Origin of the sequence: Pseudomonas fluorescens (assembly GCF_902497995.1) — a bacterium.
Lineage (GTDB): Bacteria > Pseudomonadota > Gammaproteobacteria > Pseudomonadales > Pseudomonadaceae > Aquipseudomonas > Aquipseudomonas fluorescens_BK.
Genome location: NZ_CABVII010000017.1, coordinates 43550 through 60320 on the forward strand (window position 1 = coordinate 43550; position 16771 = coordinate 60320).

10 protein-coding genes are annotated in these 16771 nt (G+C 59.5%); 9 read left to right on the top strand and 1 reads right to left on the bottom strand.

Features of this window, described 5'->3' with window-relative positions; all coding sequences use genetic code 11:
• Positions 1 to 27: 27 nt before the first annotated feature.
• The 8 genes from F8N80_RS19815 to F8N80_RS19855 all read left to right on the top strand — a co-directional run bounded on the left by F8N80_RS19815 (position 28) and on the right by F8N80_RS19855 (position 9638).
• On the top strand, positions 28 to 783 hold the full coding sequence (locus tag F8N80_RS19815) for a DeoR/GlpR family transcriptional regulator (protein WP_007916700.1): 756 nt from the start codon (positions 28 to 30) through the stop codon (positions 781 to 783).
• 319 nt (positions 784 to 1102) lie between these two features.
• Positions 1103 to 2641 carry a glycerol-3-phosphate dehydrogenase gene (glpD, locus tag F8N80_RS19820; protein WP_150784534.1) on the top strand — a complete coding sequence of 513 codons (1539 nt, stop codon included), beginning with the start codon at positions 1103 to 1105 and terminating at the stop codon, positions 2639 to 2641.
• Positions 2642 to 3081: 440 nt separating this feature from the next.
• Positions 3082 to 3996 (top strand): glutamate/aspartate ABC transporter substrate-binding protein, encoded by a 915-nt coding sequence (locus F8N80_RS19830; RefSeq protein WP_150745057.1) that lies wholly within the window; start codon positions 3082 to 3084, stop codon positions 3994 to 3996.
• 193 nt (positions 3997 to 4189) lie between these two features.
• Positions 4190 to 4936, top strand: a complete 747-nt coding sequence (locus F8N80_RS19835) for an amino acid ABC transporter permease (RefSeq protein ID WP_150745056.1) — start codon at positions 4190 to 4192, stop codon at positions 4934 to 4936.
• Complete coding sequence (locus F8N80_RS19840; protein ID WP_150745055.1) at positions 4936 to 5607, top strand: amino acid ABC transporter permease; 672 nt, start codon at positions 4936 to 4938, stop codon at positions 5605 to 5607. Before F8N80_RS19835 ends, F8N80_RS19840 begins: the two co-directional genes overlap by 1 nt.
• Positions 5604 to 6338, top strand: a complete 735-nt coding sequence (locus F8N80_RS19845; protein ID WP_150745054.1) for an amino acid ABC transporter ATP-binding protein — start codon at positions 5604 to 5606, stop codon at positions 6336 to 6338. Before F8N80_RS19840 ends, F8N80_RS19845 begins: the two co-directional genes overlap by 4 nt.
• Before the next feature lie 73 nt (positions 6339 to 6411).
• Positions 6412 to 8313 carry a sensor histidine kinase gene (locus F8N80_RS19850; RefSeq protein ID WP_150784536.1) on the top strand — a complete coding sequence of 634 codons (1902 nt, stop codon included), beginning with the start codon at positions 6412 to 6414 and terminating at the stop codon, positions 8311 to 8313.
• Complete coding sequence (locus tag F8N80_RS19855; protein ID WP_150745052.1) at positions 8310 to 9638, top strand: sigma-54-dependent transcriptional regulator; 1329 nt, start codon at positions 8310 to 8312, stop codon at positions 9636 to 9638. The genes F8N80_RS19850 and F8N80_RS19855 overlap by 4 nt, the downstream gene beginning before the upstream one ends.
• Positions 9639 to 9826: 188 nt before the next feature.
• On the opposite strand, the gene F8N80_RS19865 is transcribed toward F8N80_RS19855, so the two are convergent.
• Complete coding sequence (locus tag F8N80_RS19865; RefSeq protein ID WP_150784537.1) at positions 9827 to 10858, bottom strand: alpha/beta fold hydrolase; 1032 nt, start codon at positions 10856 to 10858, stop codon at positions 9827 to 9829.
• A 163-nt stretch (positions 10859 to 11021) separates the two neighbouring features.
• Between F8N80_RS19865 and F8N80_RS19870 the strand changes: the two genes are divergently transcribed.
• On the top strand, positions 11022 to 16739 hold the full coding sequence (locus tag F8N80_RS19870; RefSeq protein ID WP_224790720.1) for a dermonecrotic toxin domain-containing protein: 5718 nt from the start codon (positions 11022 to 11024) through the stop codon (positions 16737 to 16739).
• Positions 16740 to 16771: the final 32 nt, after the last annotated feature.

The following is a 16771-nucleotide window of genomic DNA, read 5'->3' on the forward strand; positions in this document are numbered from 1 at the left end:
TTTGCACGGCAGCCCAAAGGACGCCCCATGAATCTGCCTCCCCGTCAGCAGCAAATCCTCGAACTGGTCCGCGAACGCGGCTATGTCAGCATCGAGGAAATGGCTACGCTGTTCGTCGTTACCCCGCAAACCATCCGCCGCGATATCAATCAGCTCGCGGAAGCCAATCTGTTGCGCCGCTACCACGGCGGCGCCGCTTACGATTCCAGCGTCGAAAACACCGCCTACGCCATGCGCGCCGATCAGATGCGCGATGAAAAACAGCGTATCGGCGAAGCCATCGCGGCGCAGATTCCCGACCACGCCTCGCTGTTCATCAATATCGGCACCACGACCGAATCGATTGCCCGGGCGCTGCTCAATCACAATCACCTGAAAATCATCACCAACAACCTGCATGTGGCCTCGATGCTCAGCGCCAAGGACGACTTCGACGTGTTGCTGACAGGTGGCAATGTGCGGCGCGACGGCGGAGTGGTCGGCCAGGCCAGCGTCGACTTCATCAACCAGTTCAAGGTCGACTTCGCCCTCGTGGGTATCAGCGGTATCGACGAAGACGGCAGCCTGCTGGATTTCGATTATCAGGAAGTGCGAGTGTCCCAGGCGATCATCGCGAATGCGCGCCAAGTGATTCTGGCGGCTGACTCCAGCAAATTCGGGCGCAATGCCATGATTCGCCTGGGGCCGATCAGCCTGATCGATTGCCTGGTGACCGATCAGCAGCCGGTGCCGGCTTTGGCGCAGTTGTTGAGTCAGCACAAGATTCGGCTCGAGGTCGTTTAACCAACCTGCATCTTCGTCGTCTGTACCGACGCCTTCGCGGGCAAGCCCGCTCCCACAGTGATACCGGCGTGCACAAATCCTGTGGCCGACTCAATTCCCTGTGGAGCGGGCTTGCCCGCGATAGCGTCGGCCCAGGCACCACACCCATTGCGCTCTTCTGCGCATCTAAATGTTCGAAAATTTTCCTTTTCCCGCCCTTCGATCAGTATTTTCAATCGAAGTTAACTGGCTGTGGGCGGCTTTATGGGCTACCATTTTCGCAAATGAACATTAATGTTCGAAATCCAATACAGAAAATCAAAAAAGCCGAGGCCAGCCGATGCCCACTTCTACCTTGCCTACGCCCCCTCTCACCGAGGTCTACGATATCGCCGTCATCGGTGGAGGGATCAATGGCGCGGGGATCGCAGCGGATGCCGCCGGTCGCGGGCTTTCGGTGTTCCTTTGCGAAAAGGATGACCTGGCCAGCCAAACCTCGTCGGCCAGCAGCAAGCTGATCCACGGTGGCCTGCGCTACCTCGAACATTACGAATTCCGCCTGGTGCGCGAAGCCCTGGCCGAACGCGAAGTGCTGCTGGCCAAGGCCCCGCACATCGTCAAGCAGATGCGCTTCGTCCTGCCGCATCGTCCGCACCTGCGTCCAGCCTGGATGATCCGCGCCGGCCTGTTCCTTTATGATCATCTTGGCAAAAGGGAAAAACTCGAAGGCTCGAAGAGCCTGAAGTTCGGCCCGGACAGCCCGCTGAAAAGCGAAATCAGCAAAGGCTTCGAATACTCCGATTGCTGGGTCGATGACGCGCGCCTCGTGGTGTTGAACGCCATGGCCGCCCGCGAAAATGGCGCCCACGTTCACACCCAGACCCGTTGCGTCAGCGCTCGTCGTACCAAGGGCCTGTGGCACCTGCACCTGGAACGCGCCGATGGCAGCCTGTTTTCGATCCGCGCCAAGGCGCTGGTCAACGCGGCGGGTCCGTGGGTCGCCAGGTTCATCCGTGACGACCTGAAAATGGAATCGCCGTATGGCATCCGCCTGATCCAGGGCAGCCACCTGATCGTGCCGAAAATGTATGAAGGCGAACACGCGCACATTCTGCAAAACGAAGATCAGCGTATCGTCTTCACCATTCCGTACCTGAACCACTTCACCCTGATCGGCACCACCGACCGCGAGTACACCGGCGACCCGGCCAAGGTCGCGATTACCGAAGGCGAAACCGATTACCTGCTCAAAGTGGTCAACGCCCACTTCAAGAAGCGCATCAGCCGCGACGACATCCTGCACAGTTATTCCGGCGTTCGGCCGCTGTGCAACGACGAATCCGACAACCCGTCGGCCGTCACCCGCGACTACACCCTGGCCTTGTCGGGCACGGGCGAAGAAGCGCCGCTGCTGTCGGTGTTCGGCGGCAAGCTGACCACTTATCGCAAATTGGCCGAGTCGGCGCTGGCGCAATTGGCTCCGTACTTCACGCAGATCAAGCCAAGCTGGACCGCGACGGCCGCCCTGCCCGGCGGCGAAGACATGACCACCCCGCAGGCGCTGAGCTCGCTGATTCGCGACAAGTTCGACTGGGTACCGACTGAAATTTCACGCCGCTGGGCCACCACCTATGGCAGCCGCACCTGGCGCATGCTCGAAGGCGTGCAGAACCTGAGTGATCTGGGCGAACACATCGGTGGCGGTCTTTACACCCGCGAAGTCGATTACCTGTGCGCCGAGGAGTGGGCGACCACCGCGCACGACATTCTGTGGCGTCGCAGCAAGCTCGGGTTGTTCACCACGGCGGCAGAACAGCAGAAGCTGGCGGACTACTTGAGCAAGGTCGAACAGAACCGCAGCAAGATCGAAGCGGCCTGATCGGCAAGCCGGTTAACCACAGCCCCTGAATCCAACGATTCAGGGGCTTTTTTGCATTCTGGATAACACCGCCGCCCCCTGTAGGAGCGAGGCTTGCCCGCGAAGGGATCGCCGCGGTCTGCCTGAATGTCCGCGTCGTCGTTCTTCGCGGGCAAGCCTCGTTCCTACGGGGGCGCGCTGCGTTCGCATTCGGTTTTCCGAACGCGACCCGGCGGTCGATTCGGTAAACCGGATTATTCGTCGACAGTAATCACCTCAATAAAAATTAATTCTCTTATAAATCAGTAGCTTGACCTATACAGCCTGGCCTGGCACGAGTCATGCTCTACACTCTTGGACGAATGCCTGTTGCGCCGACACTTCCTTAGCCGGCAGCCATTCGAAGCACAAAAGGGCCGATCAACTGGCTCCATAAAAAAAACAATGTCGAGGAAAATTTGATGCGCATCGTTCCCCATCTCCTGGGCGCAGCCATTGCTGCCGCTCTGATCAGCACTCCGGTTTTCGCTGCCGAACTCACCGGCACCCTGAAGAAGATCAAAGAGTCCGGCACCATCACCCTCGGGCATCGTGACGCTTCCATTCCGTTTTCCTATATCGCAGACGCTTCCGGCAAACCGGTTGGCTACTCCCACGATATCCAGTTGAAAATCGTTGAAGCCATCAAAAAAGACCTGGACATGCCCAATCTCCAGGTCAAATACAACCTCGTGACTTCGCAAACCCGTATTCCGCTGGTGCAGAACGGCACCGTGGATGTCGAGTGCGGCTCCACCACCAACAACGTCGAGCGTCAGCAGCAAGTCGACTTCTCTGTCGGCATCTTCGAAGTGGGTACTCGCCTGTTGTCGAAAGCCGCTTCGGAGTACAAGGACTTCGACAATCTCAAAGGCAAGAACGTCGTGACGACCGCCGGCACCACGTCCGAGCGTATCCTCAAGTCGATGAACGCCGACAAGCAGATGGGCATGAACGTGATCTCCGCCAAGGACCACGGCGAGTCCTTCCAAATGCTGGAAACCGGCCGCGCGGTGGCCTTCATGATGGACGACGCCTTGCTGGCCGGTGAAATGGCCAAGGCCAAGAAGCCGGCTGACTGGGCGGTGACCGGCACTGCCCAGTCCTATGAAATCTACGGCTGCATGGTTCGCAAGGGTGACGAGCCGTTCAAGAAGGCGGTCGACGACGCAATCATCGCCACCTACAAGTCGGGCGAGATCAACAAGATCTACGAAAAATGGTTCCTGCAGCCAATCCCGCCTAAAGGCCTGAACCTGAACTTCCCGATGAGCGACAAGATCAAGGAATTGATCGCCAACCCAACCGATAAAGCGGCTGACGAAAAGAAATCCTGATTTCTGACTAACCTTATCTCCTGAGAGGGCCTCTGCCCTTTCAGGGATGGTCACTCCCTGCTGGCATTTTTTGGAAACACTCGAACCGGTGGCTGTCGAGCCGCTCGTGTGTGCCTGATCTTCAAGGTCAGGCGGGAACGGAGTTCCCCCAGGCGGGCATTTGTACATCGATTGAATCCGAGGGGAGACCCTGATGAATTACAACTGGGACTGGGGCGTTTTCTTCAAGCCCACCGGCGTGGGCAGCGAGATTTATTTCGACTGGTACCTGTCCGGTCTGGGCTGGACCATCGCCATCGCCGTCGCGGCCTGGATCATTGCGCTGCTGCTGGGCTCGATCCTGGGCGTCATGCGCACGGTGCCGAACCGCATCGTGTCGGGCATCGCGACCTGCTACGTTGAACTCTTCCGTAACGTGCCGCTGCTGGTGCAGCTGTTCATCTGGTACTTCCTGGTGCCAGACCTGCTGCCGCAAAACCTGCAGGACTGGTACAAACAGGACCTGAACCCGACCACCTCGGCCTTCCTCAGCGTCGTCGTGTGCCTGGGCCTGTTCACCACCGCGCGGGTTTGCGAACAAGTGCGTACCGGTATCCAGGCGCTGCCCCGCGGCCAGGAATCGGCGGCCCGCGCCATGGGCTTCAAGCTGCCGCAGATCTACTGGAACGTGCTGCTGCCCCAGGCCTATCGGATCATCATTCCGCCGCTGACCTCGGAATTCCTGAACGTGTTCAAGAACTCCTCCGTGGCCTCGCTGATCGGCCTGATGGAACTGCTGGCGCAGACCAAGCAGACCGCCGAGTTCTCCGCCAACCTGTTCGAAGCCTTCACCCTGGCGACGCTGATCTACTTCACCCTGAACATGGGCCTGATGCTGCTGATGCGCGGTGTCGAGAAGAAAGTGGCCGTACCGGGCCTGATCTCCGTAGGGGGTAAATGATGGAATTCGACTTCTCGGGCATCATCCCGTCCTTGCCGGGCTTGTGGAACGGCATGGTCATGACCCTCAAACTCATGGCCCTGGGCGTGACCGGCGGGATTATCCTCGGCACGATCCTGGCCCTGATGCGCCTGTCCCATAGCAAACTGCTGTCGAACATTGCCGGCGCCTACGTCAACTACTTCCGCTCGATCCCGCTGCTGCTGGTCATCACCTGGTTCTACCTGGCGGTGCCGTTCGTGCTGCGCTGGATCACCGGCGAAGACACGCCGATCGGCGCGTTCGCCTCGTGCATCGTGGCATTCATGATGTTCGAAGCGGCGTACTTCTGCGAAATCGTCCGGGCCGGCGTGCAGTCGATTCCCAAGGGCCAGATGGGTGCGGCCCAGGCCCTGGGCATGAACTACGGCCAGATGATGCGCTTGATCATCCTGCCGCAAGCGTTCCGAAAGATGACCCCGCTACTGCTGCAACAGAGCATCATCCTGTTTCAGGACACCTCGCTGGTCTACGCGGTCGGCCTGGTGGATTTTCTCAATGCCTCCCGTGCCAGTGGCGACATCATCGGCCGCTCCAATGAGTTCCTGATCTTCGCCGGTTTCACCTACTTCATTATCAGCTTTGCCGCCTCGCAGCTGGTCAAGCGTCTGCAAAAAAGGTTCGCCGTATGATCTCTATCAAGAACGTCAACAAGTGGTATGGGGACTTCCAGGTACTGACTGATTGCAGCACCGAGGTCAAAAAAGGCGAGGTGATCGTGGTGTGCGGGCCGTCCGGCTCCGGCAAATCCACCCTGATCAAATGCGTCAACGCCCTGGAACCGTTCCAGAAAGGCGACATCGTGGTCGACGGCACCTCCATCGCCGATCCGAAGACCAATCTGCCAAAACTGCGCTCGCGCGTGGGCATGGTGTTCCAGCATTTCGAACTGTTCCCGCACCTGAGCATCATGGACAACCTGACCATCGCACAGGTCAAGGTGTTGGGTCGCAGCAAGGCAGAGGCCTCCAAGAAAGCCCTGCAACTGCTCGAGCGCGTCGGCCTTTCGGCCCACGCCAAAAAGCATCCCGGGCAACTCTCCGGTGGTCAGCAGCAGCGCGTGGCGATTGCCCGTGCACTGGCGATGGACCCGATCGTCATGCTGTTCGACGAACCGACCTCGGCGCTCGACCCCGAAATGGTCAACGAAGTGCTGGATGTGATGGTGCAACTGGCCCACGAAGGCATGACCATGATGTGCGTGACCCACGAAATGGGCTTCGCCCGCAAAGTGGCGGATCGGGTGATTTTCATGGACCAGGGCAAGATCATCGAAGACTGCAAGAAAGAGGAGTTCTTCGGCGACATCAACGCCCGCGCCGAACGTACACAGCATTTCCTTGCCAAGATTCTGCAGCACTAAGAACGGCACCGCTCCCACAGGGGGTCGGTGGTGGCTTGTAGATTTGTGTTGTGGTTGACCCAAGGCATCTGTGATGAAATGCGACCCCACTCTTTACCGCGCCGCGCCGCCATCACTCGCCGTGAAACCTCGTCTGATCCGTCATCTGTTCCTGCCGCCGCTGGTCATCGCCCTGATGATCGGATTGGGTTACCTCGGCTTCTGGGTCAGTGAGCACTACGGGATTCGCAGCCTCAGCGAGAACGGCCAGCGTCAGCTGGAATTGCACGCCCGCGCCGTCGAGAGCGAGATCAGCAAGTACACCTACCTGCCCAGCCTGCTGGAACTCGAATCCAGTGTTTCCAGGTTGCTGGGCGACCCGTCACCGGAACACCGGCAGACGGTCAATGAATACCTCGAAGGCCTGAACCGGCGCAGCCGCAGTCGGGCTATCTACGTGATGGACACCACCGGCCGCGTCATGGCCACCAGCAATTGGCGCGACGTCGACAGTTACCTGGGTGAAGACCTGTCCTTTCGCGCTTACTTCCAGAATGCCGTTCGTGGCCAGCCGGGACGCTTCTATGGCATCGGCAGCACCAGCGGCGAGCCGGGTTACTACCTGGCCCACGGCCTGGAAGAACGCGGCAAGATCATCGGTGTAGCGGTGGTCAAGGTCCGCCTCGAAGCCATGGAAGAACGTTGGCAGCGGGCGCGCCTGGAGGCCTTCGTCAGCGACGAGAACGGCATTATCATTCTTTCCAGCGATCCGGCGCGGCGCCTGAAATCGGTGATACCGCTCAGCGAAGAGACCAAGGAAAAACTGGCCCGCAGCCTGCAGTACTACTGGTTCCCGTTGAACGAACTGCAACCGCTGGCCCGGGAAAAACTGGCCGAAGGCGAGGAAAAACTGACCTTTCCGGCCAACAGCGAGCTGGTGTCCGACGAAGAAAACATCAGCTACCTGTCACAAACTCGCCCGCTGAGCGACACCCCCTGGAATTTCACCCTGCTCACCCCTCTCCAGGATTTGCGACGTGAAGCGATCAATCAGGGGATTCTGGTGGCGGTGGCGTTTGCCCTGGTGGCGTTCCTGCTGATCGCCTGGAACGAGCGGCGCAAAGTGATCGCCACCCGCCTCGCCGCCCGGGAAGCCTTGCAGGAAGCCAACAATCAACTGGAGCGTCGGATTACCGAACGCACCACCGACCTGCGCGCCAGCAACGAACGGCTCAAGGGGCAGATCCGCGAACGCCGGCAGGCCGAAGAGACCTTGCGCCGCGCCCAGGATGAACTGGTGCAGGCCGGTAAACTCGCCGCCATTGGCCAGATGTCCACCAGCATCGCCCACGAACTGAACCAGCCGCTCGCCGCCCTGCGGACCTTGTCCGGCAACACCGTGCGTTTTCTGGAGCGCGGTCAGCTGGACGTCGCCAGCACCAACCTCAAGACCATCAACGAACTGATCGACCGCATGGGCCGGATCACCGCCAGCCTGCGTTCCTTTGCCCGTCGCGGCGACGACAAAGGCCAGGCCAGCCTCGGCAAGGCCGTGGACGCCGCCCTGCAAGTGCTCGGCAGTCGTGTGGAAGGCGCGCACCTGCAACTGCATCGTGACTTCACCGACCTGCAGGTGCAGATCGACCAGACGCGACTGGAGCAGATCCTGGTCAACCTGATCGGCAACGCCCTCGATGCCATGCAGGCCCAGCCGCTGCCGGAGCTGTGGCTTGAAGGCGAGGAGTTCGATGGCAAGTATCGTCTTCGGGTTCGCGACAACGGCCATGGCATCGACGTCGAGACGCGCAAGCATCTGTTCGAACCCTTCTTCACCACCAAACCCGGCGAACAGGGCCTGGGCCTCGGCCTGACGCTGTCGGCGAGCCTGGCCGCGGCCACCGGCGGCCACCTGGGCGTCGAACACCCGGCCAGCGGTGGTACCACCTTTGTCCTCAGTTTACCGTTGGTAAGCCCCCTTCACGCCGAGCCAATATGAACAACGACCTTAGTGTGCTGATCGTCGAAGACGACCCCCATGTGCTGCTCGGCTGCCAACAGGCGCTGACCCTGGAAGACATTCCCTGCGTGGGCGTGGGCAGCGCCGAAGAAGCGCTGGAGCGCGTCGGCGATAACTTTGCCGGGATCGTCATCAGCGACATCCGCCTGCCGGGCATCGACGGCATGGAGCTGCTGACCCGGCTCAAGGCCCGTGATCGCAGCCTGCCAGTAGTGCTGATCACCGGCCACGGCGACATTTCCATGGCCGTCGGCGCCATGCAAAAAGGCGCCTACGACTTCATGGAGAAACCCTTCTCTCCCGAACGTCTGGTGGATGTCGCCCGCCGTGCGCTGGAACAACGTAGCCTGGCGCGGGAAGTATCGTCGTTGCGCCGGCAACTGGCGGAACGGGATTCCCTGGAAGGTCGCATCATCGGCCGCTCACCGGCCATGCAGAATCTGCGGGAACTGATCGCCAACGTCGCCGATACCTCGGCCAACGTGTTGATCGAAGGCGAAACCGGTACCGGCAAGGAACTGGTCGCGCGCTGCCTGCATGATTTCAGCCGCCGACATACCAAGCAGTTCGTGGCGCTGAACTGCGGCGGCCTGCCGGAGAACCTGTTCGAAAGTGAAATCTTCGGCCATGAAGCCAACGCGTTCACCGGCGCCGGCAAGCGGCGGATCGGCAAGATCGAACACGCCGACGGCGGCACGCTGTTCCTCGATGAAGTGGAAAGCATGCCCCTGCCCTTGCAGATCAAACTGCTGCGGGTGCTGCAGGAGCGCACCCTCGAACGCCTCGGTTCGAACCAGAGCGTGGCGGTGGATTGCCGGGTGATCGCGGCGACCAAGTCCGATCTGGACGAATCGAGCAAGGCCGGCGAATTCCGCAGCGACCTGTATTACCGCCTGAACGTGGTGACCCTGGAACTGCCACCGCTGCGCGAGCGTCGTGAAGACATCCTGCAACTGTTCGAACACTTCCTGCAGCAGTCGTCCCTGCGCTTCGACCGCGCGGTGCCGGAGCTGGACAACCAGACCCTGTCAAACCTGATGAGCCACGACTGGCCGGGCAACGTGCGTGAACTGCGTAACGTCGCCGAACGCTTCGCCCTCGGTCTGCCGGCCTTCAAGAAGTCCGGCGCCAGCGGCAACAATCAAGGCCTGGCCTTCGCCGAAGCCGTGGAAGCCTTCGAACGCAACCTGCTCGGCGACGCCTTGCAACGCAGCGGCGGCAACCTGACCCAGGCCAGCCACGAACTGGGGATGGCCAAGACCACGCTGTTCGACAAGGTCAAGAAGTACGGGCTGAGTCACTGATGGAGCTGAAGGCGGTAGCAGATCTATTCATATAGGTGCTGGCTTGTCGGGGTGTACACAAATCCTGTGCCCGGCGAAGTTCTAATGTGGGAGCGAGCTTGCTCGCGAAGAGGCCAGCACATCCAGCATCGATGTCGCCTGACATGCCCTCTTCGCTGGCAAGCCAGCTCCTACAGGGGTTGCGGGGGTTACAGGAGGTTCGGCGCCGGCACCGGATCAATCTGCGCCCAATGTGAAGTGTCTTCGCGATGGGCCTGCAAGTACGGCAACACCGCCGCCAGCAACGGCGTCTTGAACGCTTCCTGGAATCGATGGGCCAGGCCCGGAATCAGCTTCAACTGACTGCCGCGGATATGGGCCGCCAAGTGCACGCCATGCATCACCGGCAATAGCGGATCGGCCGTGCCATGCACCACCAGCGTCGGCAATCGCAATTGGTTGAGCAGCGCCACCCGGCTCGGCTCGGCGAGGATCGCCATGATCTGGCGCTTCACGCCCTCGGGGTTGAACGCCCGGTCGTAGGACAGTGCCGCCTGTTGCAACAGAGCCTGTCGATCATCACTCACCGTCGGACTGCCCAGCGCTGCCAGCAGATCGGCCTGCTGCTCGAGCGCCACTTCGCGATTCGGCGCGCCCCGGCGCGAAAGGAGCTGTACCAACGCCGCACTCGGTGCCGGCAAGCCTTCGGCGCCGGAGCTGGTCATGATCAGGGTCAGGCTTTCGACCCGTTGCGGCGCCATGGCCGCCATATGCTGGGCGATCATCCCGCCCATGCTGACGCCCAGCACGTGGAACTGTTCGACGTGCAAGGCATCCATCAGCCCAAAGGCATCGTCAGCCATGTCGGTCAGGGTATACGGTGCCGCCACGGGTAAACCGAGTTTGTAGCGCAGCACTTCGAACGTCAGGTTGGCGTCGACGGGCGTTTGCCGCCAGGTGGACAGCCCGACATCGCGATTGTCGTACCGGATCACCCGAAAACCCTGCTGACACAGCGCCACCACTACCTCGTCCGGCCAATGAATCAACTGCCCGCCCAGGCCCATCACCAGCAGCAACGCCGGGTCCGACGCACGACCGATGCTCTGGTATGCCAGGCTCACCTGCGCCAGATCGACCCGTTCGGTTGGAACATTCACCTCACAACGAGAAGCCGCCAAAGATGGCAGGCTGAACAGCGCGGCCAGAAAAACGACCGCCGATAAAAACAAAGCACGCATGAAAAACACCAAAACGCAGAACCCCAGTAGAGCGCGAGTCTGATGATATTCGTTCAAGCCCGCTGCCACAGTTGCGTGACAGTTTGATGAACCTCGCTGAATGGTCGGTGCGGTAACTATGTAGTGCCAATGCCCCGCAGAACTCTCCTTAAATGGCTCGCTCATGGAGCGCAACCGCCGCTCCGCCACTGCGAGCCATATTGCCATGCCCGATAGACTGCTCTTCGACCTTCCCCTCCCGGCGCCGGCTGTCATGCCACCCTTCTCCCCGGTGCCGCCCCTCCACGACGAAAGCCTGTTTCTGAATGCCTCGGCACGCTGGCGCGAAAGCAGCCAGGGCCTGCGCGAGCTGGTTGCTGCCAGTCCGGGAATGCGCGACACGCTCGATCAACTGCTGAAACAGACACTGGACCTGGACGGGCAACAAGCCGGCTTGCTCTTCGCCGGCACGGATGAACAGCCGGAATGTTTTGTCAGCTTTACCCATGCCTGCGCCTTCGTCCTGCAACACCCGACGCTGGAGACGACGCTGGATCAGCGCTGCCGAGTGACCGGCCTGAGGCAAGCCCACCCGTTAACGTCCCTGACACCGGTACAGATGCTCGAACGGTTCAAGACGCTCGACCCGGAACAGTTTCACGGCGACCGCTGGCGAACCTTTTGGGCCCAGCGTGCTCCCGGCACTGCCGTATCGCGACAAGCACGAGTGATACAGCTTTACCGTCAGCATTTCGAGGCAGCCGCCCAACTGGCATTCGCCCGCAAAGCCCTGACGGAGGAACAGCTCAAACCCTTGCAGTTGCTCATTGACCCGCCCGTCGGGGCGCTGAGGCTGAACGAGCAGCCCATTCATACCGAGCAAGTGGCTCTGGTGTTAAGCAATCACATCCGAGTCAAACTCACAGGTGCATGGGTCATCACTACGGGAGATGCAGCCAGCGGCAGGCAATTGCTGTATCTGCCGGGTAAGCCCGTGGCCATCCAGGTATTCAATCAACGCAGCGACATGGAAAACTGGCTGTCCGGACAGGGACTCGTCCCGACCGGATTACCCACCGACAACATGCGCTTTGAGTACACCGCAAACACCACCCCGTTGATCGTGGGCGCGAGCGATCTGTTTGCGGCTCACCTGCAGGCTCAGGTCACTGCTTTACGCCACGGAACCCGTGGCAAGCCCGGGTTGGCGACGCATGGTGCTCAATCTCTCGTCCAGGCCGACCAGGTTGACCGACAGCGAAGCAACATCACCTTTTTCGCCTCACCACCCAGGCTGGAAACGGCCGATGACCATACCGAGACAGATGAGACGTCACTGTTCGGCAACCTGTATGCCGATATCCCCTTGTCCTTGCGCCAGGTGGCGCTGAACAAACAACGCGATGCGCTCGAAACACTGGTGAAAGCAGTGGGTGAAAGCGATGGCCTGCAACCGTTCAAGCACTCGCTCGAAGCCCTGGAAACCGCCGAACAAGCTGCCGACAAGGCTGCCTCCGGCTTGTTGAACCAATCGCGAGCACTGAATCTGGTCACGTTCCAGCAAGAATTCACCGCCCTGCACAGCGCGCACAAGGCAGCACTGCACGCCGAGGCCACACTGCAACAGGCCCTCAAGCAACTGGACGACGATGAGTACAGCCTGCTCAAAGCCCTGCTGGACACACCCGACGATCCCGGCCCCGACCCGGTAGCAGCCAGCCTGACCCTATCGATGACGGAACAGGCGGGTGACACTTCCACGGTCACCACCGAGGAACTCAAAGGCGCGTTTATCGTGACCCGAGCGGATGCACTCAGCGACGCCGACTCGCCGCAGAGCGTGCTGCTCTACTGGCTCGGCACGGGGGGTGGCCTGCAACGGTTCGCCAACCTTCGCGAGCTGGAACGCCAGGTATTCAAGATTCACGATCGCAACAACGGGTTGACGGTGCAGCCAAAAAAAATCACCGGCGACGCGCTCCTGTATGGCTTGAACCAACTGACCAGCGACTTCGAAGAACAGGCCGACGCACTAAGCCAGCTTCATGCCGGGCCTGCCGCAGCCGAGCAACTTGCCGAACAACTGGATATTTTACGCCAAAGCGCGCGCGCCACGTTGCAGGTTCCAGTACACGCCGCCAGAAACCTGGCCTTCGCCCATCTGCTGGAGCAAGACCGCAGTGGCACCCTCGCTGCCAATCTTCCGGACTGGCTGATCAATCTGAAAGGACCCGAGCGTACCCGGCTCAAAAAAATCATCGAGGCGTACATCTCGGCGATGCATAAAAGTCACGAACTCATGACAATCGCCCTGGAACCCCGTGACGATTTCACTCGCAAACACTTGCACGCCCGACTCAGCAAAGACTTCTCGGCCAAGGGACATTTTGCCGTGCAAGTCGAGCTGCCCGACTCGACCAAGACTGAAACGGTTCCTGAATCAGGGGTAGGCGGAACAAGGAAGACGACGGTCATAGTACCTGGCTCCACGCACAGCAAAATGTCGCTCGAAGACCTGGCGCAGCTCAATGTCGATAACGTTCATTCGGTGCTGCAGGATTCGCTGTCGCAGCGTCTGGTCTTCATGCGCCTGAAGGTCACCGCTACGCTGAAACAAGATCGCATTCGCCTGCTGAACGGAATCAATCTGACCTACCTGCGCAAAGTCTTGCCGGAACTGGACCTGCCCAAGGCCTATGAAAAACTGATCTTTGACGCGTTCAAGGGAACAGCCACCGAGCCCGTCTTCGTCAAGGAGCATCGCCGGGAAAGTCTTATCGAGCCCTGGCGCCTGATGCTCAAAATACAGGGTGAATGCGCGCGCCTGCAAAAACATATCAACAACAATGAGTTAGAGGTGCTGAACATCGCCATCGACGCCAGCACCCCAGAGGCCTGGCTCGCCAACGGCAAGCGCGTCGCCCTGCTGCCGGCTTCCCTGAAAGTGGGTGGCAAGGACACCCCCCGAGAGGGTCCCGTCACCCTGTCGGGCGTGACCTTTATCGAAGAACAGGTCAGCGGAGTCACCCTGCTGTACCTGCCCGACAGCCACGATGGCCAATTTCTGCGCCGCTATGACAGTCTCGAAGCTGCGCGCAAAGGTCTTTACACCTTGTGCGGGAATGACAAGTGGATCGACTATCTGGCTGGCAGAACCTTGCAAGGTAATGTCAGGGCGCATGTCAGTCGTATCAATCAGGCCGTGGAAAAAAATTTCGATGGCATGATTGAGGTCGGGGTGCGCTGGCCGACGACCACCTCGCTGGCTGCCCACCTGCTCGACGCTCATATGGGTCGCCTGGTCGAAGCCCATCGCGGCACCTCGCGCTCCAACGACGACCTGTTCTTCGAGCGACACGCACTCAAAGGCCCGCGCGCCTTCAATTACATGAAGATGGCAATAGGGATGGTGCCCTTCGTCGGCACTGCCCTGTCCCTCTACGATGCCTGGACCGCCGCCAATCAGGCGGCGGCGGCGTTCTTACGCGGAGATGTGGCTGATGGTCTGGCGGAAATCGGGTCAATGCTACTGTCGTTGATCGACGCGTTCATGGATCTGCTCCCGGGTGAAGCTGTAGCCTCGGGCCTTTCCCGGACAACCCGCGCGCTGACACGTACTCGCCAGCTTCATCAGCTGGTCGGCAACGTGGCAGCGATGCAAGGAAAAACCCGGCGTCAGGCCAGACATGTATTGAAACGCTTCGTCGATTACGAATATGAAAAACCGATTTCCCTGTCCGGGGTACAGCCGGCCACTCACGGCCTCTACCGAGGTATTTACCGGCATGCCGACGGAGACTTCATCGAACGCCAGGGACGTCTCTTCCAGGTGGAACTCAGCAAGGATTCACGCCACTGGCGTTTGTTCGGAAATTCGCGAAAAACTTATAAACAGCCCATTGCCCTGGATGAAACAGGGCGTTGGGATACCTGGTACGGCGTCTACGGCACCACATTCGAGGGTGGCGGGCTCGGCGGCGGACAAGTGCTCGGGCATCTGGCCGATGCACTCGATCCCGTCTGGCCGCTGGCCATTCGCGAACGATTGCCGCGCTGGTGGGCCAGTCGGATCGTACGCCGCATAGATCAGTTGGAAGACACAGTTGATGATCTTGCCCGTCAATATACGATCCATACTCGGCAAACAAATGCGGCATTAGACCAATTTAACGCTACCCAAAAAGCTTACGACCTTGCCCGCCAACCAAACGTTGATTCCGATGCTGCGCTCAAGCCACTCAGCGAAGCTCAGCGAACAGATCTTTCCAGACTTGCACAGGTTGCCGATACAGAGTGCGTGCGCGATATCGAACTGGGCATCCAGCGATACGAGGCACTGGATGAGTTGCAGGGCCTGATCAGTGGTAATACGAGAACCAAAACGATCCGCGAACAGAGCACTTGCGCCTGGGTGTTGGCTGACCGGTTCAACCTGCGCATATTCTTTGCCAGTAAACGAATCAATTTATTGGTGGCTGAGTCTGATGACCTGCTGGAGAAACTGGACAAATTGCCCAAAGGGCTTGATCAGTATTTGAGCGTTCTGGAGGATTTACGCAAAATACGTATAAAAATTGTGAGCGAAGTGGACCAGATCGAGGAATTGGTAAACCGGGCGGACCGATGGCTTCAAAAAGCTACTCCTCCAAAAAAACACAAAGCAAATCCGACGCCTGAAGAAGAAAGTTTCGCAATGCTGCGAAAGGAAATTGATTTATCCAAGAAAGTCAGCGGTGTTAAAGCGGAGGCTGTGAAAGTCGGCCATCTATTAGAAATAATCAAGCGTGTTGGCACTACCGGCGACAGGTCCTGGCTCGACCTGCAACAGCAGACGAAGCGCTTGCGCACAAAGATGGAAGAAGCTCTGTTTACTCATCATGACCTGCCTGACGTCAGCGCCACCCGAGAGCAGCGCAATCAGATACTCCAGGATTGCCACAACGTTTACATGCAATTCAGTCGCGAACTGCAAGCCTGGTCCACCAGTTATCCTCAACATTTCCATCAGGAAGCCATCGACCCGCTGCTGAGCAATATCAACAAGTTGGCCGAGCGAGCCCGCAAAGGCATCGGCAGGGCCGCGGCCGAAAAACCGACCGGGCAGATCACAAAAAAAATCTTCACCACCGAAGACGATCGACTACTCATCGGGACCGAGCAATGGGAAACAACGACCCAGAAGCGACAATACGTCATGACTGGAGCGGATGGAGCCGAGCTGGTCATGGAGCAAGGCAGCAACGGCAAGTTCCGCCTGTTAAACCCGCCCACCGAGGTCCCGACGCCGGCGCCGACCCACACGGATCTTGCAACCTTGGTGAGCGATGCCAAGAAACGCATGGATGAGCTGCCGACACATCAGGCCAGGGTTCAGGGCCGTGCCAGACCGAACAGCCCCCCCGTCGAACTGGAAGAAATGATGACATTCGAAGCGAACGAGCTGACCCGCAGCGCCCTGCGCATCGAAACGCTGGATGCTCGAAACCCGGTCATTCAAACACTGCGCAACAAGGCTGCCGAGCACCAAAGGCTGGGCCGGCAAATGCGTACCTCGCATTCCCTGGTCAGTAAAAAACCTACCGACGGCATGCTGGATGACCTTATCGGTCAAAACGCGGTGGAGCTGCGTAGATCCGCGCCGATCAAAAACCTGAGCAAACCGAAACAACGAGCCGACTACATGCAGGAATACGAAGTCTGGGACCTGACGCAGAACCCACCAACACTGCTATGGTACGCCCACTTCCATTATTCCAAGGCCGCACCGGCGTTCGGCGACTTCGAGAAAGCCCACTTGAAGTTGCGGGAACACCAGTTTCTGACCCATGCTGACGACGCCGACCTGCCTTACTCGGACATTGGCAAACAATCAGTCGTGCTGCGGCATTTTGAAGAGCTCTGATACCCGACAGGAGCGAGTTTGCATAACGCATT

What these genes read in the sequence shown, in the direction of transcription:
- F8N80_RS19815 (WP_007916700.1), top strand. Translation starts at nt 28, where the DNA reads ATGAATCTGCCTCCCCGTCAGCAGCAAATCCTCGAACTGGTCCGCGAA.
- glpD (WP_150784534.1), top strand. Translation starts at nt 1,103, where the DNA reads ATGCCCACTTCTACCTTGCCTACGCCCCCTCTCACCGAGGTCTACGAT.
- F8N80_RS19830 (WP_150745057.1), top strand. Translation starts at nt 3,082, where the DNA reads ATGCGCATCGTTCCCCATCTCCTGGGCGCAGCCATTGCTGCCGCTCTG.
- F8N80_RS19835 (WP_150745056.1), top strand. Translation starts at nt 4,190, where the DNA reads ATGAATTACAACTGGGACTGGGGCGTTTTCTTCAAGCCCACCGGCGTG.
- F8N80_RS19840 (WP_150745055.1), top strand. Translation starts at nt 4,936, where the DNA reads ATGGAATTCGACTTCTCGGGCATCATCCCGTCCTTGCCGGGCTTGTGG.
- F8N80_RS19845 (WP_150745054.1), top strand. Translation starts at nt 5,604, where the DNA reads ATGATCTCTATCAAGAACGTCAACAAGTGGTATGGGGACTTCCAGGTA.
- F8N80_RS19850 (WP_150784536.1), top strand. Translation starts at nt 6,412, where the DNA reads ATGAAATGCGACCCCACTCTTTACCGCGCCGCGCCGCCATCACTCGCC.
- F8N80_RS19855 (WP_150745052.1), top strand. Translation starts at nt 8,310, where the DNA reads ATGAACAACGACCTTAGTGTGCTGATCGTCGAAGACGACCCCCATGTG.
- F8N80_RS19865 (WP_150784537.1), bottom strand. Translation starts at nt 10,858, where the DNA reads ATGCGTGCTTTGTTTTTATCGGCGGTCGTTTTTCTGGCCGCGCTGTTC.
- F8N80_RS19870 (WP_224790720.1), top strand. Translation starts at nt 11,022, where the DNA reads ATGGAGCGCAACCGCCGCTCCGCCACTGCGAGCCATATTGCCATGCCC.